Source organism: Anaerovirgula multivorans (assembly GCF_900188145.1).
Classification (GTDB): Bacteria; Bacillota; Clostridia; order Peptostreptococcales; family Natronincolaceae; genus Anaerovirgula; species Anaerovirgula multivorans.
This window is the reverse complement of sequence record NZ_FZOJ01000019.1, coordinates 1-22462: the sequence shown is the minus strand read 5'-3', so window position 1 is coordinate 22462 and position 22462 is coordinate 1. Positions and strand designations below refer to the sequence as shown.

General features: G+C 35.5%; 21 protein-coding genes and 2 pseudogenes. 21 read left to right on the top strand and 2 right to left on the bottom strand.

The features are described 5' to 3' along the window. Nucleotides 1-265 precede the first annotated feature (265 nt). The 19 genes and pseudogenes from CHB72_RS27425 to CHB72_RS16540 all read left to right on the top strand — a co-directional run. Nucleotides 266-1308, top strand: a pseudogene (locus CHB72_RS27425) (transposase); the annotation flags it as partial. Nucleotides 1309-1627: 319 nt separating this feature from the next. Then, entirely contained in the window at nt 1628-1759 is a 132-nt protein-coding gene (locus CHB72_RS27820) for a hypothetical protein (protein WP_278277857.1), read from the top strand. Nucleotides 1760-2043: 284 nt separating this feature from the next. Continuing rightward, entirely contained in the window at nt 2044-2715 is a 672-nt protein-coding gene (locus tag CHB72_RS16610; RefSeq protein ID WP_089283996.1) for a FadR/GntR family transcriptional regulator, read from the top strand. Nucleotides 2716-3085: 370 nt separating this feature from the next. After that, nucleotides 3086-4105 (top strand): zinc-binding alcohol dehydrogenase family protein, encoded by a 1020-nt coding sequence (locus tag CHB72_RS16605; RefSeq protein WP_089283995.1) that lies wholly within the window; start codon nt 3086-3088, stop codon nt 4103-4105. A 120-nt stretch (nt 4106-4225) separates the two neighbouring features. Continuing rightward, nucleotides 4226-5509: a nickel pincer cofactor-dependent isomerase, group 22 gene (locus tag CHB72_RS16600; RefSeq protein ID WP_089283994.1), complete on the top strand. Its 1284-nt coding sequence runs from the start codon at nt 4226-4228 to the stop codon at nt 5507-5509. A 75-nt stretch (nt 5510-5584) separates the two neighbouring features. After that, entirely contained in the window at nt 5585-5851 is a 267-nt protein-coding gene (locus tag CHB72_RS16595) for a hypothetical protein (protein ID WP_089283993.1), read from the top strand. A gap of 79 nt (nt 5852-5930) precedes the next feature. Beyond that, nucleotides 5931-6941: a TRAP transporter substrate-binding protein gene (locus CHB72_RS16590; RefSeq protein ID WP_089283992.1), complete on the top strand. Its 1011-nt coding sequence runs from the start codon at nt 5931-5933 to the stop codon at nt 6939-6941. Nucleotides 6942-7029: 88 nt separating this feature from the next. Further along, a complete protein-coding gene (locus tag CHB72_RS16585; RefSeq protein WP_176431427.1) occupies nt 7030-7521 on the top strand; it encodes a TRAP transporter small permease in 492 nt (163 codons plus the stop codon). 70 nt (nt 7522-7591) lie between these two features. Continuing rightward, nucleotides 7592-8878, top strand: coding sequence for a TRAP transporter large permease (locus tag CHB72_RS16580; protein ID WP_089283990.1), 1287 nt, complete (start codon nt 7592-7594; stop codon nt 8876-8878). Nucleotides 8879-9087: 209 nt separating this feature from the next. Continuing rightward, nucleotides 9088-10152: a mannonate dehydratase gene (gene uxuA / locus CHB72_RS16575; protein ID WP_089283989.1), complete on the top strand. Its 1065-nt coding sequence runs from the start codon at nt 9088-9090 to the stop codon at nt 10150-10152. 123 nt (nt 10153-10275) lie between these two features. Beyond that, entirely contained in the window at nt 10276-11898 is a 1623-nt protein-coding gene (locus tag CHB72_RS16570) for a mannitol dehydrogenase family protein (RefSeq protein WP_330397070.1), read from the top strand. A 283-nt stretch (nt 11899-12181) separates the two neighbouring features. Beyond that, on the top strand, nt 12182-12406 hold the full coding sequence (locus CHB72_RS16565) for a hypothetical protein (protein WP_141131470.1): 225 nt from the start codon (nt 12182-12184) through the stop codon (nt 12404-12406). Nucleotides 12407-12525: 119 nt separating this feature from the next. Then, the gene (locus CHB72_RS28475) at nt 12526-12759 is read left to right on the top strand and encodes a hypothetical protein (protein ID WP_330397069.1); all 234 of its coding nucleotides are present in this window, start codon (nt 12526-12528) and stop codon (nt 12757-12759) included. Further along, the gene (larB, locus tag CHB72_RS16560; protein WP_330397075.1) at nt 12716-13084 is read left to right on the top strand and encodes a nickel pincer cofactor biosynthesis protein LarB; all 369 of its coding nucleotides are present in this window, start codon (nt 12716-12718) and stop codon (nt 13082-13084) included. The genes CHB72_RS28475 and larB overlap by 44 nt, the downstream gene beginning before the upstream one ends. Further along, nucleotides 13077-14003, top strand: coding sequence for a nickel pincer cofactor biosynthesis protein LarC (gene larC / locus CHB72_RS16555; RefSeq protein WP_330397068.1), 927 nt, complete (start codon nt 13077-13079; stop codon nt 14001-14003). Before larB ends, larC (CHB72_RS16555) begins: the two co-directional genes overlap by 8 nt. Beyond that, the gene (larC, locus tag CHB72_RS28120) at nt 13990-14202 is read left to right on the top strand and encodes a nickel insertion protein (protein WP_334293334.1); all 213 of its coding nucleotides are present in this window, start codon (nt 13990-13992) and stop codon (nt 14200-14202) included. The genes larC (CHB72_RS16555) and larC (CHB72_RS28120) overlap by 14 nt, the downstream gene beginning before the upstream one ends. A 25-nt stretch (nt 14203-14227) precedes the next feature. Next, nucleotides 14228-15040 (top strand): ATP-dependent sacrificial sulfur transferase LarE, encoded by an 813-nt coding sequence (gene larE / locus CHB72_RS16550; RefSeq protein ID WP_089283987.1) that lies wholly within the window; start codon nt 14228-14230, stop codon nt 15038-15040. Between the two features lie 62 nt (nt 15041-15102). Further along, nucleotides 15103-15976 (top strand): annotated as a pseudogene (locus tag CHB72_RS28115) (ABC transporter ATP-binding protein); the annotation flags it as partial. Nucleotides 15977-16023: 47 nt separating this feature from the next. After that, nucleotides 16024-16875 carry a GNAT family N-acetyltransferase gene (locus CHB72_RS16540; RefSeq protein WP_089283986.1) on the top strand — a complete coding sequence of 284 codons (852 nt, stop codon included), beginning with the start codon at nt 16024-16026 and terminating at the stop codon, nt 16873-16875. A gap of 496 nt (nt 16876-17371) precedes the next feature. On the opposite strand, the gene CHB72_RS16530 is transcribed toward CHB72_RS16540, so the two are convergent. After that, a complete protein-coding gene (locus CHB72_RS16530; protein ID WP_330397067.1) occupies nt 17372-17923 on the bottom strand; it encodes a helix-turn-helix domain-containing protein in 552 nt (183 codons plus the stop codon). A 333-nt stretch (nt 17924-18256) separates the two neighbouring features. On the opposite strand from CHB72_RS16530, the gene CHB72_RS16525 reads away from it, so the two are divergent. Both CHB72_RS16525 and CHB72_RS16520 read left to right on the top strand, forming a co-directional pair. Next, nucleotides 18257-19651, top strand: coding sequence for a peptide MFS transporter (locus tag CHB72_RS16525; RefSeq protein ID WP_089283985.1), 1395 nt, complete (start codon nt 18257-18259; stop codon nt 19649-19651). A gap of 68 nt (nt 19652-19719) precedes the next feature. Then, a complete protein-coding gene (locus CHB72_RS16520) occupies nt 19720-20796 on the top strand; it encodes a M24 family metallopeptidase (RefSeq protein ID WP_089283984.1) in 1077 nt (358 codons plus the stop codon). Between the two features lie 358 nt (nt 20797-21154). Here the strand turns inward: CHB72_RS16520 and CHB72_RS16515 are convergent, their stop codons facing one another. Then, nucleotides 21155-21718: a cupin domain-containing protein gene (locus CHB72_RS16515; RefSeq protein ID WP_089283983.1), complete on the bottom strand. Its 564-nt coding sequence runs from the start codon at nt 21716-21718 to the stop codon at nt 21155-21157. Nucleotides 21719-22462: the final 744 nt, after the last annotated feature.

Below are 22462 nucleotides of genomic sequence, written 5' to 3'. Positions count from 1 at the left end.
TCCATTAATCAAGACGAGGGGACAAATCAAGACGAGGGGACAGGGACTTGTCGTACGAAAATAAACAGCTTGTGAGAGTAATAGGGGGGTAAGCAAGTATATGGTTGAAAAGGCATAACAGACAAGTCCCTGTTCGAGACCACTGAAAAACACTGTAAATAAATGTAAAAAAGAACAAATTTCAATATAAATAAGCAAAGAAAAATCCTCCTTAATTTGGTATAATGGAATTGACTAGAAACCTTAACGAAAAGGAGAAATTTCAATGCTTAAAGACCAAAATAATCAATTAAGCATCTACTCAATATTATACAATAAAATACCAGAAAATCATACGCTGAAATTAATAAATAAGGCTGTTGATTTTAGCTTTGTAACAAAATTGCTAGAGGCCTCTTACAACAAATATTATGGTAGACCAGCTAAAGATCCAGAACTTATGATAAGAATCCTTGTATTACAATACCTGTATAACTTATCGGATGAAAGAGTGATAGAAGAAGCCTCCTTGAACCTAGCATACATGTGGTTTCTTAAGATAAATCCTGATGAGACTTTACCTAATCCTAGTTTTCAAAGTTTAGAGTATATAGATTAGAGGATATAACTTTAGACGAGGTAATTGTTGAGATTGTAAAACAATGCGTTGAAAAAGGAATTATAAAAGATATAGGTATAAGTATAGATGCAACCCATACACAAGCTAATACTTTTAAAGCTATTCCGGAAAGAGTAACGAAGCGACTAGCAAAGAAAATTTTTAAAACTTACGAAAAGGAGATTGGTACACTCCCCCCAAATATAAATCAAGATATCCCAGATTACAAAGAAATAACAGACAATGAAGAAGCAAAGAAAGTTATGAAAAATTATCTAGAAGCAGAAATAAATAAAGTTGAAAATATAACTAATCCTCAAGAACACACCAAAACCCACAAAGTTGTAGAAAATGCTAAAGAAATTCTACAAGACCCTAAATTCATAGAACAAAGAGGAGTCGGATCAATTGTTGATCAGGATGCAAGAGTTGGTCATAAGAGTAAAACAGAGCACTTCTTTGGCTATAAAAATGAATACATTATTACAACCGATGAAAGGTTCATCACAGATATTACGGTAGCTAATGGTGCATATGTAGATGGAACAAGATTTGATGAATTAATAGAATTAACAAAGAAGGCAGGATTAAAACTTCAGGAAGTATATGGTGATAAAGCCTATTTTAGAAAACCAATACTAGATAAAACAAAAGAAATTCAAGCAAAGGCATATATCCCAGTAAGTGAGATGGCCTATAAAATAGATGAAGCAATGTATAGTAAAATGAGAACCATCCCCCGAGGGGGATGGTTTTTTAGAGAGCAAGCGCTATTCCAACCTGATTTTGTTGACACTATCAACTCCAGACATGTGGAAACTGTCGCTCTACTAACAAGGGTTTAGAAGGGTTTCAGAACTCAAATATCTAAAAATTTGGCACCTTGCCATCTACAAAGTGTAATTGAATTTAGCACATAAGAAGTTAAGGGAAAATGGTATCTTATTAGAAGAACACATTGGAGTATGCGTGTTTTTTTGAAAAGGAAGAAACTGTACAGATTTTCTTGCGAAATTAAGTAGAGATATTATGTTTTCAATATTGGCGGTAGAAGATGATAAAACCTTAAACAAACTTGTTGGTGGTGATAGTACCTGCAACAGTAAAGAAAATGAAGGCTGTGAATTTATCCTAACCCTTGTTTTGCCATATCATTTTTAAAAGGAAAGAAGTGTATAAAAAACTATATTATGAATAAAATTAAATCTTAAACGGGTTTTACTCTTTATGGTAAACTCAATGTCGGCCCTAGGTTTGATAGAGAATTGTAAAATAACTGGTGATTTCTTTATAAAAAGGAATATAGAGATATTTTTTAATGCTATGAAAAAATATAATAGGATATATAAATCGTAGGATAAATAGATGAAATAAACTGTTTTACAAAAAATATTTAATATGCTATATTAAATTATCAAATAAAAATTTGGAAAGGATATAAAAAATTGAGTAGTATAAGTGATGAAATATATTCAAATATAAAAAATCAAATCATAGTAGGAAAATTAAATCCTGGAGATAAGCTGCCAACAGAGAATGAAATGTGTAAGATATGGAATACCAGTAGAGTGTCTGTAAGGGAAGCGATGGAAAGGCTAGTTGCCTTAGGCATTCTAAGAAAAGTACGAGGAGGAGGAACATATGTAAATCAACCTGATCCTTCAATCTTTTTAGATCCCCTATTACCTTTTGTTATATTTCGAGAGGAAAAAATTATTGATATTCTCAAATTTAGAAGCATCATTGAAATTGGGAGTGCTAAACTTTGTGCAGAGAATAGAGATGAAGAAAATTTGAGAAATTTGAGAAGTTATCTTGATGTAATGGAAAAAAACATTGGCAGAAGCAGTGAGTTTGTTGAGGCTGATCTTGAATTCCATATGGAAATTGCCCGAGGTAGTAAAAACCCTATTAATGTAAAAATTAATGAAATGCTACGCCATATTATGAGAAAACATCAGATGACTTTAAATAATATTTTAGGAATCTCAACCAGTATTAAAGAACATAAAAATATCTATATAGCAATAGAAGAACGAAACAGTAAGCTTGCTGAGCATTTTATTGAAAAGCATATTTTAAGAGCCATAAGTGATATGGGAAGACTTGATTATTAATGACAAAAAAATAATGTGTAGAAACTTAGAGTGGTTTGCTATGTATTTAGCTGAAACCACTTTTTTTATTGAAATTTGTAATACAAATAAAAAGAGAAAATCATAAAAAACTATAAAAACGATTACATAAAATGTATTGACAGACGAATTTCGATAATTTATAATAAAAACAAGCAAAATTTGTATTACAAATTTTGTAACGAAATAAATTTTCACTAATAGTATTTAGCTTTTATATAACCTTGGACAAAAGGGTGCCTGTTGTTCAAAAGAAAAAGCAAAGGATAGTCATTTTGTAGAACAAGGTAATGGAGGAAATTCAATTTCGACTCAATTATGGAAACATAAAATCGACTAGGAGGTGTTTTGGGTGAAAGCAGCAAAAATAATTTCTCCAGGGAATCTAGAAATATGTGAAGTGCCAATGCCTAAGATTAAAAGTGATGATGAAGTTTTAATTAAAGTAAAGGCTGCTGGAATATGTGGTTCTGATATCCACATCTATCATGGTACCTCTCCAGTAGCAACTTATCCTAGGGTGATAGGTCATGAGGTTGTAGGAGAAGTAGTAGAAGTTGGAACAAAAGCAACAAAACTTGTTGTCGGGGATCATGTGATCATGGATCCGGTTATTGGATGTGGAGAGTGTTACCCATGCTCTATTGGGAGACCTAATGTATGTTCTTATCTAAAGGTACGTGGGGTCCATGAAGATGGAGGATACCAAGAATATATTGTGTTACCAGAAAATGGTGTTCATAAAATTTCAAAGGATCTAAGTTGGGAAGAGGCAATTATGATTGAGCCCTTTACAATAGCCGCACAAATTGCTTCCCGTGGAGAAATAACAGAAAGAGACACTGTATTTATAATGGGCGCAGGTCCTGCAGGACTTTGTGCAGCGCAGGTTGTTAAAAGGATCGGCGCTAAATGTATTATTTCAGACTTAGTGGATTCGAGACTTGAACTAGCTCAAAAAATCGGCGTTGATATGGTCATCAATCCTTCTAAGGAAGATGTAGATAAAATCATTATGGACGAAACCAATGGATTAGGGGTACCAGTTATTATTGATGCTGTGTGTATTCCACAAACCTTTGAGCAAGCAGTAAAGCTGGCTGCTTCAGCTGGAAGAGTGATTCTTCTCGGTTTCACAGATACACCTTCCAAAATCGCTCAGCTTGAAATCACAAAGAAAGAGCTAGACGTAAAAGGATCAAGACTTCATAGTAATAAATTTCCAGAAGTGATTGAATGGTTTAACAACAGGGAAATCGATCCTAAAATGTTGATATCAAATGTATATAACTTTTCAGATATTATGAAAGCCATAGAACAAGTAGAAAACAATCCAATTGAGACTTACAAAGTTATATTGAAATTTGATTAGTATCTCATTTGAACAGAAAAAAACTAAGAAGGATATAGAAAAGAACACAAGTTATTAACCCTTAAGGTGAGTTTTACTTTTCATAAACATCATCATGTTAATAACAGAATGGAGGCTAAAATGGGAGTTGTAAGTGAGTTGTTGAAGGATGTCAAATTGCCTAAAATGGCGAGGATCAGACAAACCTTTCCTAGAAAAAAAATTGATGATATTCCAGAAGCTCTAAAGGTTGAGCTTTTAAAGGATAAGATTAGAAGTACAATCAAGCCAGGAATGAGTATAGCCATAACTGGAGGGAGCAGGGGTGTTGCAAATATCGCTCTGATCTTAAAGGAAATTGTAATATTTGTAAAGGAGCAAGGGGCACATCCCTTTATTATCCCAGCTATGGGAAGTCATGGAGGTGCTACTGCTGAAGGTCAGGTAGAAGTACTTGAAAGCTTTGGTATTACAGAAGAATTTTGTGGGTGTCCGATTAAAGCCACTATGGAAACTACACAAATCGGTTTTACCGATGAAACACAATTTCCGGAGCAATATCCAGTGTTTATTGACAAATATGCTGCTGAAGCAGATGGTATTATTGTTGTCAACCGTATTAAAACACATCCAGCCTTCCGGGGTCCATATGAGTCAGGAATCATGAAAATGATGACCATTGGTCTAGGAAAACAAAAAGGGGCAGAGACCTGCCACGAAATAGGGATCAAACACTTAGCAAAGCTAGTACCTCTTTTCGGGAATGCCATTTTAAAGAATTCAAATGTTCTTTTTGGTGTAGGGTTAATTGAAAATCCTTTTGATGAAACATGCAAGATTGTTGCCTTAACCAATGAAGAAATTCCAGAAAAAGAACCAGCACTATTACTGGAATCAAAGGCTTTAATGCCAAATATTTTGATTGAGGAAACCGATATCCTAATCGTTGATAAAATCGGTAAGAACTTTTCTGGAGATGGGATGGATCCTAATATTACTGGCAAGTTTCCAACTCCTTATGCTTCCGGTGGTATTAAATCCCAGAGAGTGGTCTTATTAGATTTAAGTGATGAAACCCACGGAAATGCCAATGGATTAGGAATGGCACATATGGTTACACGACGTCTATTTAACAAGGCAGATCTAGAAAAAACCTATCCTAATTCTTTAACGGCTAAAATTGTAAAAAACATCAAAATTCCAATGATCCTAAAAAATGATAAAGAAGCAATTCAAGCAGCTATCAAAACCTGTGTTGACATAAATAAGGAATCACCAGACATTATTCGAATCCCAAATTCTCTACATATAGAGTATATTCATATTTCAGAATCTTTACTGGAAAAGGCTAAAACGATACCAGGGATTGAAATTCTTGAAGAACCTAAGGAATTTTCATTTGATGAAGACGGTAACTTGTGGTAGGAGTTGTTAAACGTTTGAGGTTAACATAAATCTATGGTTTAATATTAGAGAGGCATAAGAAAGGGGGAAGGCAAGATGAGAATGAGTGTAATTTGGCTTACAATTGCGTTAGTGATGACAGTAATATTAGTGATATCAATGCTAAAAGCAAAAGCAGTTGAAAAATTGCAAATATTTTCGATAATAGGCTGGATTACCTTTTTGTGCTATCATATGGCTATCGGTTTACCAGAGTGGACACTATTTGTCTGGGCTTCTATTTGTATATTAACAGCAGTACTTTATCGACTTAAATCTAAGAAAGTAAGAAGTTTCACAAGTAGGACTGCAAAACAATTATAAATGCTAGAAGGATTTTAATAATCGAAAATAGGCATTGTAATATAGAGAAGTTAATTCCAAATATGAGGAGGTAATTTAAATGAAAAAAAGGATTACGATGATGTTATGTGTTTTATTGATTATGAGTTTAGTATTTGTAGGATGTAGTTCGGATGCTGGTAATGGAGCAGTAACAACACCTGGAGCGATAGTTGAATTTAATGTAGGTCATTCAGCATCTGAAACGAGTCCAGTTGGACAAGGATTAATCGAGTTCAAAGAAATCATTGAAGAACAAACTGATGGACGTTATGTGATCAATATCTTCCATAACGGACAACTTGGAGCAGAGCGTGATTTGATTGAAGGGGCGCAACTGGGTTCAGTTGACATGGCAATTGCAAATCAAGGACCAATGACTAACTTTGCACCTAGCCTTGCAGCAGTAGACCTGCCATATCTAATCAGAAGCTACGTGCATGCAGATAATATCTTTCTAGGAGAAATCGGTGAAGCGTTTATGGAAGAAATCGATGCATCTGGACTTAAAACACTTGGGTTCTGGGAATCAGGCTTCCGTAACTTAACAAATAGTAAGCAACCAGTTAATAGTATAGCAGATGTAAAGGGTCTTAAAATTAGAACAATGGAAAACCGTGCACATCAAGGATTATGGAGAGCATTAGGGGCTGACCCAGTTCCAATGTCATGGGGAGAGGCTTATACTGGTATGCAACAAGGAGCCCTTGATGGACAAGAAAACCCATTATCCGTTATTTTACAAATGAATGTAGCTGAAGTGAATAAGCACCTTGCTATGACAGAACACGTATATGCATCTGTAGTTTTCATTATGAGCCCTGTGGCATGGAATAGTTTATCTCCAGAAGATCAAGCAATATTTGAAGAAGCAGCCTATGAAGCTGGAATCTACCAACGTCAAGTACAAAGGGATATGAATGATTCTGCATTAGAAGATCTTCAAGCTCTTGGTATGCAAGTAACTTACCCAGATAAGCAAGAATTTATTGACGCTTCAGAAGCATTTAAACTAGATTTTGGTGCAAAGTTTGAAGATATTATCAAGCAAATCGATGTACTTGAAGACTAAGTCTTGATTTTAAAAAAGGAAGCGTTAACTAACGAATTTTATATAATACAATCATATTAGTGAGATTTCCAAGAAATGGGTGAAAATGATGAAAAAAAATGCATTGATTAACTTCTACGAAAAAGTTCAAAATGGGATACACACACTCATTACAATACTCCTGGGACTGATGATGGTTGTGATCCTGTTGCAGACGATAACACGGTACGTTTTCTTCTATAGTCTACCATGGTCTGAAGAACTTTCACGATATTTATTTGTTTGGATGATTATGCTTGGAGTAAATCTAGGAATACGTGATGATATGCAAGTTAGAATCGATATTATAGATCGGGTCTTCACAGGTTGGGGGAAAACAGTGATAACTGTTTTCCAGCACCTTGTGTCCCTCGTTGTTAGTGGTGTGTTTTTCTATAGTTCCTTCAACTTTCTATCCATAGGTGCGAGACAGCTGAGCCCTGCTATGCAAATTCCGATGATATATATTTATATATGCATACCTGTTGGTCTTGGATTCGCAATGCTGGAAATTATGAGAAAAGTAGTTTTTGCTATAAAAAGTGGACCAGAGGAAATGTAACGGACTGCTTTAGAGCAGAAGACGGGAAGAATATAATAATTATTTTAAATGATGGAGGTGCTATATACAGATGGGGACGGCAGAAACCGTATTAATTGTTACATTGTTTATTGCAATGCTTGCTGGTGTACCAATCACATGGTCACTTGGGTTGGCTAGTACACTATCTATTGTTGTGAATATAAGATTACCAATCACTGTTATTTCCCAACGTCTTTTTACTGGGAGCGATTCATTCTCTATGTTAGCTATTCCAGCCTTTATACTTGCTGGTGATATTATGTCAAAGGGTGGTTTGTCCAAACGACTCGTCGACTTTGCCAATTCACTGGTGGGATGGATTGCTGGTGGGGTCTCTTTAGTATCACTTGTGGCTTGTACCTTCTTTGCTGCTATTTCTGGTTCATCAGTTGCCACAACTGCAGCAATTGGGGGCTTAATGTATCCAGAGATGGTTAAAAGAGGGTATCCTAAAGATTATTCCTCTGCGATTCAAGCCATTGGAGGAACATTAGGAATCGTAATACCACCTAGTATTGTATTAGTTATTTACGGAAATATAACAGGTGTGTCAGTAGCGGATTTACTAATGGCAGGAATTATCCCAGGTATTATTTGTGGGATCGTCCTATGTATCATGGCTTACTTTATAGCAAAAAAACAAAACTTCCCTAAAGAAGAAAAGTTCGTTCCAAAGAAACTAGCTTCTACATTTAAAGAAGCCATATGGGCATTGATCATGCCAGTGATTATTTTAGGGGGTATTTATTCTGGGGTATTTACACCTACAGAATCAGCGGCCATCGCTGTTTTTTATGGAATTATTGTATGTGTTTTCATCTACAAGGAATTAACCTTTAAGGATTTATGGCCAATTATGAAAGAAACTGCAAAATCAAGTGCAAATCTGATGATGTTGGTGGTTACGGCACAGTTATTTGGTTGGTTGATTACTTACTATCGAATACCTGTTTATGTAACCGATGGATTTATGGCAGTTGCAAGCGGTCCATACATGTTCTTAATACTTGTTAATATCTTGCTTATTATTGCCGGTATGTTTATGGAAGTAGGTGCCACAAATCTTATATTAGCGCCTATCCTTGCACCAATTGCTGTTGCCTTTGGCGTAGATCCTGTACAATTTGGAATGGTATTTGTATTCCTTTTAGCCATGGGTCAAGCAACACCGCCTTTTGGAACCACAATGTTTGTGGCCTCTGGTATCAGTAAAGAACCTGTGAGTCGTGTGGCAAGACAGATCCTGCCATTCACTGCAGTTCAAATTGGTTGTGCACTGCTGTTCTCCTTTGTTCCGATACTTTCTACGTGGTTACCATCATTGGTAAATAGATAAATCTAAGCATAGTCAGTATAGTTATACAAAGCAGAAGAAGTTGAATATGAAATCAGGATGGCAGATATATTTGACCAACCTCACGTATATCCGCCATCATAAAGAAACTTTTTCTCATAAAGACAGAATTTTCCTACAATAAAGAAAGAGGATAGAATTGTCCATGCTTACTAGGATCATACATTAATTTGAAAGTGGTGAAGTTTATTATGAAAATGACATTAAGATGGTTTGGCAGTAAACATGATAGTGTAACTTTAAAGCAAATTAGACAAATACCAGGATGCGTAGGAGTCATCACAACCCTTTATGATACAAAGCCTGGGGAGGTTTGGAGTCCAGAAGCGATCAAAGCGATGAAAAAAGAAATAGAGGCAGATGGACTTGAACTTAGCGGTATTGAAAGTGTAAACATTCATGATGATATTAAAATTGGGTTACCTACAAAGGATCAGTATATTCAAAACTACATTGAAACCCTTGAAAACTTAGGGAAAGAAGGAATAGACCTTGTATGCTATAACTTCATGCCTGTATTTGACTGGACAAGATCTGATCTTGCAAAGGTAAGACCTGATGGCGCTACTGTGCTTTCCTATGATCAAGAGCTGGTTGACAAAATTGATCCTACTAAGATGTTTGATCAAATGGAATCTAGTTCAAATGGATTTGCATTGCCAGGATGGGAACCTGAAAGACTTGCAAGAGTTAAGGAATTATTTGAAATGTATGAAGATGTCAATGAGGAAAAACTATTTGAAAATCTAGTATATTTCTTAAAGGCAATCATGCCTACTTGTGAAAAGTATAGGATTAAAATGGCGATTCATCAGGATGACCCTGCTTGGCCAGTATTTGGATTGCCGAGAATCATTAATACCAAGGAAAATATTCAAAGATTACTAGAGGCTGTGCCTGAGGTGAATAATGGATTAACTTTATGTACAGGATCACTTGGCTCTAACCCTGATAACGATATTCCGGACATGATTCGAAGCTTCAAAGGAAGAATTCACTTTGGACATGTTCGAAACCTGATTCATCTTGGTCCTGGAAAGTTTGATGAAGCAGCACATCTTTCTACAGATGGTTCCTTAGACATGTATGAAATTATGAAGGCATTCCATGAGATCGGTATGGAAGGTCCTATCAGACCAGACCATGGAAGAGCTATTTGGGATGAAGTTTCAATGCCTGGCTATGGTCTATATGATAGAGCTCTAGGGGCAACCTATTTAAATGGAATTTGGGAAGCTTTAGAAAAAACATCATAGACACATATTCATAGGGGAGTTTTACTCCCATTGAATTGCAGTATCACCTATGACAAGGCGTCGTGTTTAGTCTAACTCAGTTATGAGAAGTTGACTCATAGCGATAACATAAATTAGGAAAGGGTGAGTACAATTAAACTGAATATCAATGGATTAAAAGATAATAAAGTTTGGGAAGAAAAAGGATACAAGCTTCCTCAGTTCAACTACGAAGAAGTAAAATCTAATACTCAAAAAAATCCAAATTGGATCCACTTTGGTGCAGGAAATATTTTCAAAGCTTTCTTGGCTAATGTGCAACAAAATATCTTAGATGTAGGAAAAAGTACTACGGGCATTGTTGTTGCAGAGGGATTTGATTATGAAATTATTGAAAAAATGAACAAACCCCATGATGATCTAACATTACTTGTGACATTGAAGGCAGACGGCAGCATTGATAAGACAGTGATTTCAAGTGTTATGGAATCCCTTGTGGTGGATTCACAGGATGCGGAGAACTGGGATCGATTAAAAGAGATCTTTGTCAATCCAAGCCTGCAGATGGTGAGCTTTACGATCACTGAAAAGGGATATAGCCTAATAAATGCTAAGGGGGAATATCTTCCTTCTGTTTTAGAAGACTTTGAAAGGGGGCCAAAGGCGCCGGTTAGCTATATTGGTAAATTAGCATCTTTTGTATATGAAAGATATACTAATTTGAGAGCACCCCTTGCCCTTGTGAGTATGGATAACTGCTCCCATAATGGAACGAAGCTTTACAATGCAGTCAGCACCTTTGCGAAAAAATGGGTGGCAAATGGATTAGTAGAAGCGGGATTTGAAAAATATGTTGATGATCCTAATTCTGTATCTTTCCCATGGTCTATGATAGATAAAATTACACCAAGACCCGATGACAGCGTCAAGGAAATGCTAAAAAGCGATGGATTTGAGGATGTTGAAGCTGTGGTGACATCAAAGAATACCTATGTAGCTCCCTTTGTAAATGCAGAAGAACCAGAGTATTTAGTAATCGAGGATCTTTTCCCTAACGGAAGACCGAATCTTGAAGAGGGAGGCGTCATTTTTACAGACAGAGAGACTGTTGATAAAATTGAAAAAATGAAGGTATGTACCTGCCTGAATCCTCTTCATACAGCCCTTGCTATCTACGGTTGTTTACTAGGTCACACTTTAATCTCTGAAGAAATGAAGGATCCTCAACTAAAGACATTGGTTGAAAAGATCGGTTATGTGGAAGGACTACCAGTGGTGGTGAATCCTGAAATCATCAACCCTAAGGACTTTATCGATGAAGTATTGAAGGTAAGATTCCCAAATCCATTTATGCCTGATGCACCTCAAAGGATCGCCACAGATACCTCTCAAAAGCTTGGTATAAGATTTGGAGAGACTATCAAGGCCTATGTGGTAAGGGATGATATGGATGCCAAGGACTTAAAATATATTCCACTAACCATAGCTGGATGGTGTAGATACTTAATGGAAATAGATGATCGTGGAAATGATATGACCTTAAGCCCAGATCCAATGTTAGAGGAAGTAACACCTTATGTTTCAGGAATTAAGCTTGGAGACAAGGGACCTTTTACTGAAAACTTAAAACCGATTTTATCAAATGCTTCTATCTTTGGCATTGATTTATACGAGGCTGGGTTAGGTGAAATGATAGAAGGTTATTTTGCTGGGCTGGTGGCATCTGAAGGAGCAGTAAGAGAAACATTAAAAAAATATTTAGGTTAATTAGTTTAAGTAGATATAGACAAAGGTTTTTATCTATAAATATAGCCCTCATGGGAATCTCTCCTGTGTGATTAGACAGTCACTTTGAGATTCCCATTTTTATGATTATTTTCAAATGTTATTTTACTTCGGTATCACTAGTAAACCACATTTTAAATAATTGCTTAAAAAAATTAAAATGATGTTATAAAAAAATATTGAACAGATTCAAACCATGAAGGTTTTTATCCCTTAAGAATAAGGGGTTCCTTTGTGGTTTTTTGCTTTAGAGGGTGGAGTAGATATGAATAATAAGACTAGGGTAGCAATAGGACTGCTTACTTTTGTATTGGGCACGCTTGTTTTCACAGGCTGTACAAGCCAGTCTAAGGAAGGGTTAGAACAGGACAGTATAGGAAATCAGCGGGAAGATTTAGTCATAGCCATAGGCAGTGAGCCAGATGGTGGCTTTGATCCAGTAATCGGCTGGATGGTCAAGGCGGTCTTAGAAGAGAATGGACAAGGATAATCCATTTAATAGTAGAATAGGATCAGGAATTTTTGAAAAAATGTTACTGGAAATTGTATTGAAGATGATGAATTAACTAAAGATCTAAGTTTAAGGATCGATTATCAAAGGAGGATCATATGGATATTCAAGAACTACTGAGAAAAGTTAAAAATGATGAAATTGATTTGGAAAGTGCCGCGGATCAATTAAAGAAATTGCCCTATGAAGATTTAGGCTTTGCTAAGCTAGATCATCATCGAAAATTAAGATCTGGCTTTGGCGAAGTGGTCTATTGCAGTATGTACAGGTGGAACCACCGATATTCCAGTGGCAGAAGAAGCAGCCCAAATGGCAGAATTCTGTGGGGGTAATGTGACAAGGTTTTATGATGTCGGTGTAGCAGGCATTCATCGTTTATTATCTAATATAGAAAAAATTAATAAGGCAAATGTTATTGTAGCAGTTGCTGGTATGGAAGGGACTTTGCCGGGGGTCATCGCAGGTTTAGCAGACAAACCAGTCATTGCAGTACCGACTTCCATTGGATATGGATCTAACTTTAATGGATTATCAGCATTATTAACCATGCTAAATTCATGCGCCGAGGGAATATCTGTAGTCAATATTGATAATGGCTTTGGTGCAGGGTATTTAAGTACGCAAATCAATAGATTGGCGGTGAAGGGAAATGGGTAACCAACTATATTTAGAGTGCTATTCAGGGATCAGTGGAGATATGACGGTATCGGCTTTATTGGATATAGGGGCAGATGTAGAAGTATTAAAGGCTGCCCTTGGTAGTCTAAATCTAGAAGGTTATGAAATCAAAATAGGGAGAAGACAAAAATGTGGAATCGATACCTGCTATTTTGATGTTCTATTAGACAGTGAGGAAAATCACCATAACCACCATCAGATCCATGAGTATCATCATGATAGCCAAGATGGTCATAAGAATGAGCACGGCCATCATCATGGTCAACATACCCACAGCCACAGTCATCCTCATCATCATGGAGGACATCATGCCCATCGAAATATAAAGGACATCTATGAAATAATCGATCATTCACAGATTTCAGATAGTGCAAAAATGTTATCTAAGAAAATCTTTGATGTGGTGGCAAAGGCTGAAGCAAAGGCCCACGGAATTGGAATCGATGAGGTGCATTTTCATGAGGTAGGTGCCGTGGATTCCATCGTAGACATTGTTGCTACTGCCGTTTGCATAGATAATTTAAATATTGATGACGTAATCATATCCGACTTATATGAAGGGCGTGGACATGTAAAATGTCAGCATGGTATCTTACCTGTTCCAGTACCAGCAGTGGTCAATATTGTCATGGATAATGCATTAAATTTAAAAATAACCAATATAGAGGGAGAGCTTGTAACACCTACGGGAGCTGCCATTGCTGCAGCAATAAAAACAAGGGACAACTTGACAGTAAGCTATCAAATCAAAAAAATTGGAATCGGTTCTGGTAAAAAGGATTTTCCTAAGGCCAATATATTGAGAGCCTACATGATAGAAGATAGTAGTAATTATGCTAAAAAAACCTTATCTATGGATCATCCTAAATACCACCACCATTTAAATCAGAAGGTATAAAATTGATCGTACGATTTTAAAGATAGAATTTACACTGGTAGAGACCAAGTATGATCAAGTAAGGGTAAAGGTTTGTCAATTTGAAGATGAAAAATATTATTATCCTGAGTATGAAGATATCAAAACAATTTGTGATGAAAGAGGACTAGGCTTTAAAAGCGTATATGATGCAGTGAAGCAAGCGAAATTAACTGATTAACTCAAAATTAAAGGAGGACATTTAAATGTTACTACAAGAAAAATATGAACATCTAAAGCACTATATAAGAGAACTGGGAAGCTTAGCCATTGCATATTCCGGTGGGGTAGATAGTACATTTTTGCTAAAGGTAGCCTATGATGTATTAGGAGAAAATGTAATTGCTGTAACCGCTACCTCTTCTACCTATCCCCAAAGAGAATTTGAAGAGGCAAAACGATGGATTAAAGACATTGGAGCAAAGCACATCATCATTGAATCAGAGGAATTAGACATTGATGGTTTTTCTGGAAATCCAACCAATCGCTGCTACTATTGTAAGGCAGAGCTCTTTACTAAGGTCAGAGAAGTGGCTATAGAAAATAATATTAAATATGTAGCTGATGGTTCTAATCAAGATGATTTAGGAGATTATCGCCCAGGGATGCAAGCAGCAGCTGAGCTGAAAGTCGTATCGCCTTTAAAAGAATCAAAAATGACCAAGGATGATATTCGAGCTATATCTAAGGAATTAGACTTGTCTACTTGGAGTAAGCCGGCCTTTGCTTGTCTGTCTTCCCGTTTCCCTTATGGACATAAGATTACTAGAGAAAAACTATCTATGGTAGAGCAAGCAGAGGATTACCTATATGAACTAGGATTTCGACAGTTAAGGGTGCGACATCATGAAGATACAGCAAGGATCGAATTAGGAGAAAACGAATTTGACCGATTTATAGATAAGAATCTAATGAGACAAGTAGGAAAAAAATTCAATGAGATTGGCTTTACCTATGTAACGTTGGATTTAAATGGCTATAGAACAGGAAGTATGAATGAGATTTTAAAAAACATTTAACACTATAAATCTAAAAGCTTAAATAATGATCCACCAGCTTAGCTGGTGGATCATTATTTAAGTTTACACAACCGATCGTTCAAACAGCTACCATAGCCAATGTGATTCAATCTACCATGGTTTCAGCAGAACGGGTTTTTGAACTGCTAGATGAAAAAGAAGAAATACCAGATCCTGAAAATCCTAGAGTAATAGAATTTCCTAGAGGAGAGGTGAAGTTTCAGTATGTAAAATTTGGTTATAAGGAAGATGTTACTCTTACAGAGGATATGAATCTGGATGTAAGGCAAGGACAAACCATTGCCATCGTTGGTCTAACTGGAGCCGGGAAAACCACTCTTGTCAATCTTCTCATGCGTTTTTATGAAATACAAGAAGGAAAAATCACCATTGATGGCATAAATATCACAGATTTAAAATGAGGAGACTTGTGTAGTCTATTTGGAATGGTGCTTTAGGATACTTGCCTTTTTAAAGGTACAATAAGGGATAATATAGCCTTTGGACGCAAGGATGCCACCGAGGAAGAAATCATAGAGGCGGCAAAGGTCACCCATGCTGATCGTTTTATTCAAACTCTACCTGATGGATATGATACAATATTAAATGAGGAAGCATCTAATATTTCCCAAGGCCAAAAACAACTTATTACCATTGCCCGCGCCATACTTGCTAACCCTAGAATCCTCATATTAGATGAAGCCACAAGTAGTGTTGATACAAAGGGCTATACTGGAGCTAATGAAAGGAAGAACCAGTTTTGTCATTGCTCACAGATTATCTACTATTCGACAAGCCAATTTGATACTTGTAATGAATAACGGAAATGTTATTGAAAAGGGTAATCATGAAGAGCTTATGGACAAAAATGGGTTCTATGCAGAGCTTTACAACAGTCAGTTTAGTGGTGACAACATCGAAAATAATGCTGTGTAGAAGATAAGAAAGCTATATATTGCTAAAATAAGAAAAGGGGGATAAGTATGATCGTATACGACAACTGCAGTCATGTTGAATTTCATAGTGTATATAATGCATTCCAAATTGGATTTTCTGACTATATGATAAAAATAGAAATGTCTGAGGAGAATTTCTTGAAGCGTTTCTTTGGACCTGAGGGTAATCAGCTAGAACACTCGTTTATTGCATTAGACGGAGGGGAACCAATAGGGGTTATTCTAGGGGGTATCAAAGACTATGAAGGTGTAAAAACACTTCGTTGCGGTACTCTTTGTGTCCATCCTGACTATCGAGGTAAGGGAGTAAGTAAAGAACTTTTTCAATTGCATAAGCAAGTAGCAGTAGTTAATGATTGCAAGCAGATGTTTTTGGAGATTCTTGTAGGTAATGATAGAGCATTAAAGTTCTATAAAAATTTAGGGTATGAAAAGATTTATGATTTAAGTTATTATACCTATGAGGATCAGGGGAATCTTAAAAAGAAGATAGATGATTCTATAGGAATTCAAAAGGTTTCTTTTGAGGCTATTAGGATGTTGTCCAATCAAATAGAAGATGTCCATATTAATTGGCAAAATGATTTTGATTATATGGAAAAGCTTGAGAGTTTAATTCATTATGGTGTGTATCAGGACTCAGAACTTATAGGAGCTTTAAGCTTAAATACAGATGGGAAAATTTATTTTATTTGGATAAAGCCTTCATATCGACATAAGGGGATTGCAAAAAATATGATTATGAAGGCTTCAAAGGAGCTTTATCTAAACAAGCTAAGTATAAGTTTTCCTAATAATGCTGGTTTAGCAGGTTTTTTAAAACGCCTTAATTTTCAAAGGGAAGAAATTGCTCAATATGAGATGTATTTAACCCTCTAATATTATTGAGGATGATGAAAAACTTAAGCAAACTGTTCTATTAAATCCACTAAGCGAAGAGCAATTAACATCTTGAAGTCACTTGTGCTTTTTATTATATGAATGGAAACAAGCATCTATTTCATTTTTATCATGTATATTCCGATTACTCAAGGCACAGGTAACCAATCTGTGTTTTTTTATTTTGGATGAAATGGAGGAGTTAAAAATTCACACCAAATAAAAATATAAAATCCAGTAGAGTTGTCAGAAACCTAACTTCTACTGGATTTATTATATCTACAATTATATCAAATGCAGATGGTTTCATTCAAATGTTATCTCATAGGTACAAAATAATCCTTCACGGCGATGGTAATGGCTTACCACAGGGCAAAGGCAGTTGATTTCAATTGATCGTGTTGCTGTTGTGGATCCAGCTGTAATGATTTTAGATGAAGCAACATCATCTATTGATACATGTACTGAAGCCATAGTTCAGCATGGAAAGGTAAAATTAGAATATGGCGGGGCTTATTACTGAAAGCACTTTCACTGGAGAATTCAAGGGATTGCTCCACTGGTGTACTATTGTAGAGGGATAGTGTATTGAATCCCCACTTTTGACAAGATACTCTGTTCCTTCTATTTCTACTATCAAAACACCTTCAAGCACATATACAAACTCTTCTCCAGGATGACTGTATCTATGTCCGTGTTTTTGTCCTCCAGGTATAGAAACTATCACAGCTTCCATGATTCTTCCTGAAAAATCACCGCTTAGTCTTATAAACTTAGAGTTTGATCCTTCCATTTTGAAAGGTTCTTGCTCTTGGATTTTTACGTGATAGTTATGCACATCTATGTTATAAAAAAAATATGTCATGGGCACGGCAAAAGCGTCAGCTATTTTTTTAAGGGAAGTTATTGCAAGCGAAGATGAACCGTTTTCAACTTGAGAAAGAAAGCTAACAGAAAGTTCGGTCTTCTCTGCAAGGTCTTTGAGTGTAAGTCCTTTTTCTTTTCTCAATTCCTTAATTTTATCTGCTATTTCACTAAGTATTTGCATATTTTCACCTCCGTTTCTATTTTCCAATACACAAATTATTAGATTTTTTGTGGTTTTTCAAAATTTATTCTACTTATTATCATATCACATCGTAGAATGGGTATTCAATATTACTTTAAATGCGCACTAATTATTACGGTATAAGTTAAAAAATTACTGTATTTAAAAAAATACTATTGAATTTTACAGTAATATAATATATAATTTAGTAAAAGTTAACGATTTAACAATTGTGATATTCTGATTTCTCATCACAATTATTGTAGTAAAATGCTATACGTTTTACTGTAATTATCAATTTTTAAAAACAAATTGAATGAATGGGGGAAAATCATGAGTGAAACGACAATAAGTAACAAAAGACCTTTTGGTTTTTATTTGTGCAGTGTTGCATTTATGTTTGAAAGAATGGCGTACTATCCTGCTAAGTATCTTATATTTGTATTTGTAGCAGCTACGATAACAACTGGGGGATTAGGACTTACAACGGTTGAAGCAGCACTTATTCAATCAAATCTTGTAGCTTTTACATATCTTGCGCCTATTATAGGAGGATATATTTCAGATAGGTATATAGGAGCTAGATATTGTGTTCCGGTAGGATTAGCTTTGATGGGAGTAGGATATTGGATTGGTGGGTCTGCGACCGATGCAGTGGGTATGAATATTATGGTTGCACTTGTAGCCATAGGAACAGGATTATTTAAAGGGAATATTGCTGCAATTAGCGGATCTTTGTTCGAGGATAAAGAACAGCTTGATTCGGCGTTTTCTCTTCAGTATTCATTTATAAACATTGGAGCTTTCATAGGGACAACAGCTGTTGGTATTCTTGTAGCAAGCACGTTTGCTCAAGGTGAGATCCAAGGTTTTAGAACAGCATTTAAGCTTTGTGGAATTATCTGTGGGATTGACTTTTTGTGGTTCCTTGTTGGAAGTAGGTTCTTAGGAGAAGCAGGTAAAAAGCCATTTAAAGCAGGTAAGAACATAAAAAAAGAAGTTATAACAGAAAACAAACCTTTGACTAAAATAGAAAAGAAAAAAGTTTTTGCAATTAGCTTGATATCAGGTTTTTCTGTTATTTTCTGGGTATTTTGGTATCTTACTTATCTTGCTGCTTATGATTATGGTGGTGCATTCATCAACATGTCTGTAGGAGGATTTGCAGTTCCACTTTCATGGTTTGACTCTTTGAATTCACTAACATGTATTATACTTGGGCCTATACTAGGTATGCTTTGGTTTAAGCTATCAAAAACAGCTAAAGGGGATTTGAGTTTATTCAAAAAATTAGGTATTGGACTTGGACTGCTTGGGGCTGCTTTCTTGATGCTGGTATTTGCAGAGTTTTCAAGAGGCGTAGGAGCAGAGGCTACCTTTCAAGCAAATATAGTATGGCTGATTGCATTTGGGCTGCTTTTAAGTATTGGAGAAATGCTGTTTTCACCACTTGGTAATTCATTTGTAACAAAATATGCACCTAATAAGATCTACTCCGTACTAATGGGAGTTTGGACTTTTGCTACTTTCATAGCAGGAAAATCATATGGTTATTTATATGCATTCGCTTCAAAATTTTCTGTTATACAGGCTTATACTGTAATACCGGTAGTACTGTTTATATGTGCAATGCTTTTATTCTTCTTTGATAAGAAACTTATAAAACTTCTTGAAGATGAAGATGCGCCTATAATTGAAGAATTCCCTGCATATGAGGAAGTTGTATAGTTGATTTGTTTCTATATAAAAAGTTATTTATTTGGCAAATAGGCTAAAATGATCAAGGAGGGACAACATTGAAATCAAATAGATTAGCAAAAATACTTAAATCAATGGAAGATTCAAATCTAAAACAGATAATCGTTTCGGATCCAGCATCGATATTTTATCTTACTGGAAAATGGATACATCCGGGTGAAAGAATGCTTGCACTTTATATAAATTCTAAAGGAAATAACAAACTGTTTGTAAACAGACTTTTTCCTATAAATGAAGACTTAGGTGTGGAAATTGTTTCGTTTGACGATACTGATAACTGTATAAAAATTCTTTCAGATAGCTTGATGAAAGATGAGCCGGTGGGAATAGACAAAAATTGGCCTTCTAGATTTCTAATAAGACTTATGGAACTGAATGGAGCAGCTTCCTATGTCAATAGTTCTTTAATCGTAGATAGGGTTAGAATGATAAAAGACAATGAAGAGATAGAGTTTATGAGAAATGCTTCAAGATTAAATGACATGGCAATGGAAAAGCTTAAGATGGCAGCGCTTAGTGGACATAGTGAAAAAGACTTGGCTCAAGTTTTACTCTCAATATATAAAGAAGTTGGAGCCGATGGATTTTCATTTGAACCAATCATAGCCTATGGAGCCAATGCTGCGAATCCGCATCATTCAAATGGTGATAAAATTCCTAGTGCAGGAGATAGCATAATATTAGATATAGGCTGTGTAAAAAATTCATATTGCTCTGATATGACAAGAACGGTGTTCTACAAAAGTGCAAGCGAAAGATTTAAAGAGATATTCAACATAGTTTTAGAAGCGAATAAAAGAGCTATAGAAATGATTAAACCAGGAGTAAGATTTTGTGACATAGATTTTGCTGCAAGGAATTACATAGATTCAAAAGGATATGGAGAGTATTTCACCCACAGAACGGGACATTCTATAGGAATAGAAGTTCATGATTTTGGTGATGTGTCTTCTGTAAACACTGATACCGTACAACCAGGAATGATATTTTCAATAGAGCCGGGAATCTATCTACCGGGAGCGGTTGGAGTGAGAATAGAAGATCTTGTTCTTGTAACGGAAAGTGGATGCGAAGTGCTTAATAAGGCCGATAAAGATTTTATTATAATAGGATAGTATATTTATAAGTGAAACATAGCCCCACCTAGGATTAGAGTGAGGGCTATGTTATTATTTTTTGGATGATAAGTACCAAATAAATTCTGCTGTCAAGCAGACCTATACAACAAACTTAAATAGACAAGTTTCCTATGATAACCCGTCTTTATAATTAGCAGCAAAGTCTCTTTTGCTTCTAAAGTGATTGCAGCTAATCACGGTGAAGAAAATATATGCTAGTAGTTTCCAATAAAATAAAAATTACTACAGGAATTACTTCTTGTAGTAATTTTTAAATCAATCATGCCTTGTCTAATGACATTTACATAAACTTATAGACGTTCTCCAATTTTAAAAGGAATAAACCTTTCGATATTTAGTATCCGTGATGCTCTTCAGCATCTTCTTTAGTTTCATGAATCGTACCATGTGGATGTTCAGGTGGCGCATAAATAGAGTACAATTTAAGTGGTGTACAACCTGTATTAATTAGATTGTGCCATTTGCCAGCAGGGATAAATATTGCATAGTCATCATAGACTTTTGCTTGAAAATCCAACTTATCTTTTTTATCCCCCATTTTAACAATTCCTTGACCTTCTTCAATACGTATGAATTGATCATGGTCGTGATGAATCTCTAGACCTATGTCGTCCCCAACATTAATGCTCATCAAGGTAAGTTGCAAATATTTTCCTGTCCATAAAGCGGTACGAAAAGTATTATTTTGCTTAGTAGCCTCCTCAATATTAACTACAAAGGGTTCTGGTCCATAATCCTTCAATTCAATAAAATGTCTCCAAAAGTCTGGGTAATACATTAGCGTGTTAACCCAGTAAGGGTGTGGATGCGTTCTATAATCATTATACGTATTGTGTGGGTAATACATTGGTGGGTTAACGTAGTAAGGACATGGGTATGGGTTATAAACATGATACATATTGCTCATTCCTTTCATAGGCTTTATTAATATCATATGTTCTATGTTTAGGAGTGGTGATTCAATTCACAGGAAGATATGTACCTGAGATAACTTTTAAATTAGAACATCCATGAATTATATGAGCCCCCAACAAAAGACAACATCCGAGGTCTAACTACAATATTTCTGCGAAATAATATCAGCATTCTATCAAAACGCATGTGGAATGTGTTGTGTTGACAATCGCGTCCAATTAAGCTTTCAAATACTGACTGGTGCAAGTCCTGTCAGAGTAAGGGTCAGGTTGCTTGGTAGCTAGTAACCAATATACGGAGTAATCTGTGTCTTGAAGCGTTATGAAATTTGGTAAAAGTGTACAAATTGGGGAATTGTAAGATAGTAAAAGGTATAGTATAAGACTTAAAAGAAATCAAGTAGAACTGAATACTGTAAAACTTTTAAATATATTTATTCTAATTATATATTGATACCATGGAAAATTATAGATATAACTTGAGTTTTACACCTTAGAGAGAAAATAAAAGCCTTCAACCTTTGTATTGCAAAGGGTGCAGGCTTTTTGATTTACTCAATAACCTGTAGTTCTACAGATTATTTTTTAGTTCGAGATATGATATTTTTAACTTCTCCCAAGGTCATAAATCTTTTGGAGAAATCTATGTTGCTTGCTTTTCCTAAATCTTCTACAACTTCATCGTAATAGTCAAACATATAGTAATTCTTGTCTACGTAAGTCCCAGT

Coding starts and splice junctions, on each gene's coding strand:
- CHB72_RS27820 (WP_278277857.1), top strand. CDS start 1,628: ATGTTTTCAATATTGGCGGTAGAAGATGATAAAACCTTAAACAAACTT.
- uxuA (WP_089283989.1), top strand. CDS start 9,088: ATGAAAATGACATTAAGATGGTTTGGCAGTAAACATGATAGTGTAACT.
- CHB72_RS16525 (WP_089283985.1), top strand. CDS start 18,257: ATGAGTGAAACGACAATAAGTAACAAAAGACCTTTTGGTTTTTATTTG.
- larE (WP_089283987.1), top strand. CDS start 14,228: ATGTTACTACAAGAAAAATATGAACATCTAAAGCACTATATAAGAGAA.
- CHB72_RS16590 (WP_089283992.1), top strand. CDS start 5,931: ATGAAAAAAAGGATTACGATGATGTTATGTGTTTTATTGATTATGAGT.
- CHB72_RS16515 (WP_089283983.1), bottom strand. CDS start 21,718: ATGTATCATGTTTATAACCCATACCCATGTCCTTACTACGTTAACCCA.
- CHB72_RS16585 (WP_176431427.1), top strand. CDS start 7,030: ATGAAAAAAAATGCATTGATTAACTTCTACGAAAAAGTTCAAAATGGG.
- CHB72_RS16565 (WP_141131470.1), top strand. CDS start 12,182: ATGAATAATAAGACTAGGGTAGCAATAGGACTGCTTACTTTTGTATTG.
- CHB72_RS16600 (WP_089283994.1), top strand. CDS start 4,226: ATGGGAGTTGTAAGTGAGTTGTTGAAGGATGTCAAATTGCCTAAAATG.
- CHB72_RS16530 (WP_330397067.1), bottom strand. CDS start 17,923: ATGCAAATACTTAGTGAAATAGCAGATAAAATTAAGGAATTGAGAAAA.
- CHB72_RS16540 (WP_089283986.1), top strand. CDS start 16,024: ATGATCGTATACGACAACTGCAGTCATGTTGAATTTCATAGTGTATAT.
- CHB72_RS16595 (WP_089283993.1), top strand. CDS start 5,585: ATGAGAATGAGTGTAATTTGGCTTACAATTGCGTTAGTGATGACAGTA.
- larC (WP_330397068.1), top strand. CDS start 13,077: ATGGGTAACCAACTATATTTAGAGTGCTATTCAGGGATCAGTGGAGAT.
- CHB72_RS28475 (WP_330397069.1), top strand. CDS start 12,526: ATGGATATTCAAGAACTACTGAGAAAAGTTAAAAATGATGAAATTGAT.
- CHB72_RS16580 (WP_089283990.1), top strand. CDS start 7,592: ATGGGGACGGCAGAAACCGTATTAATTGTTACATTGTTTATTGCAATG.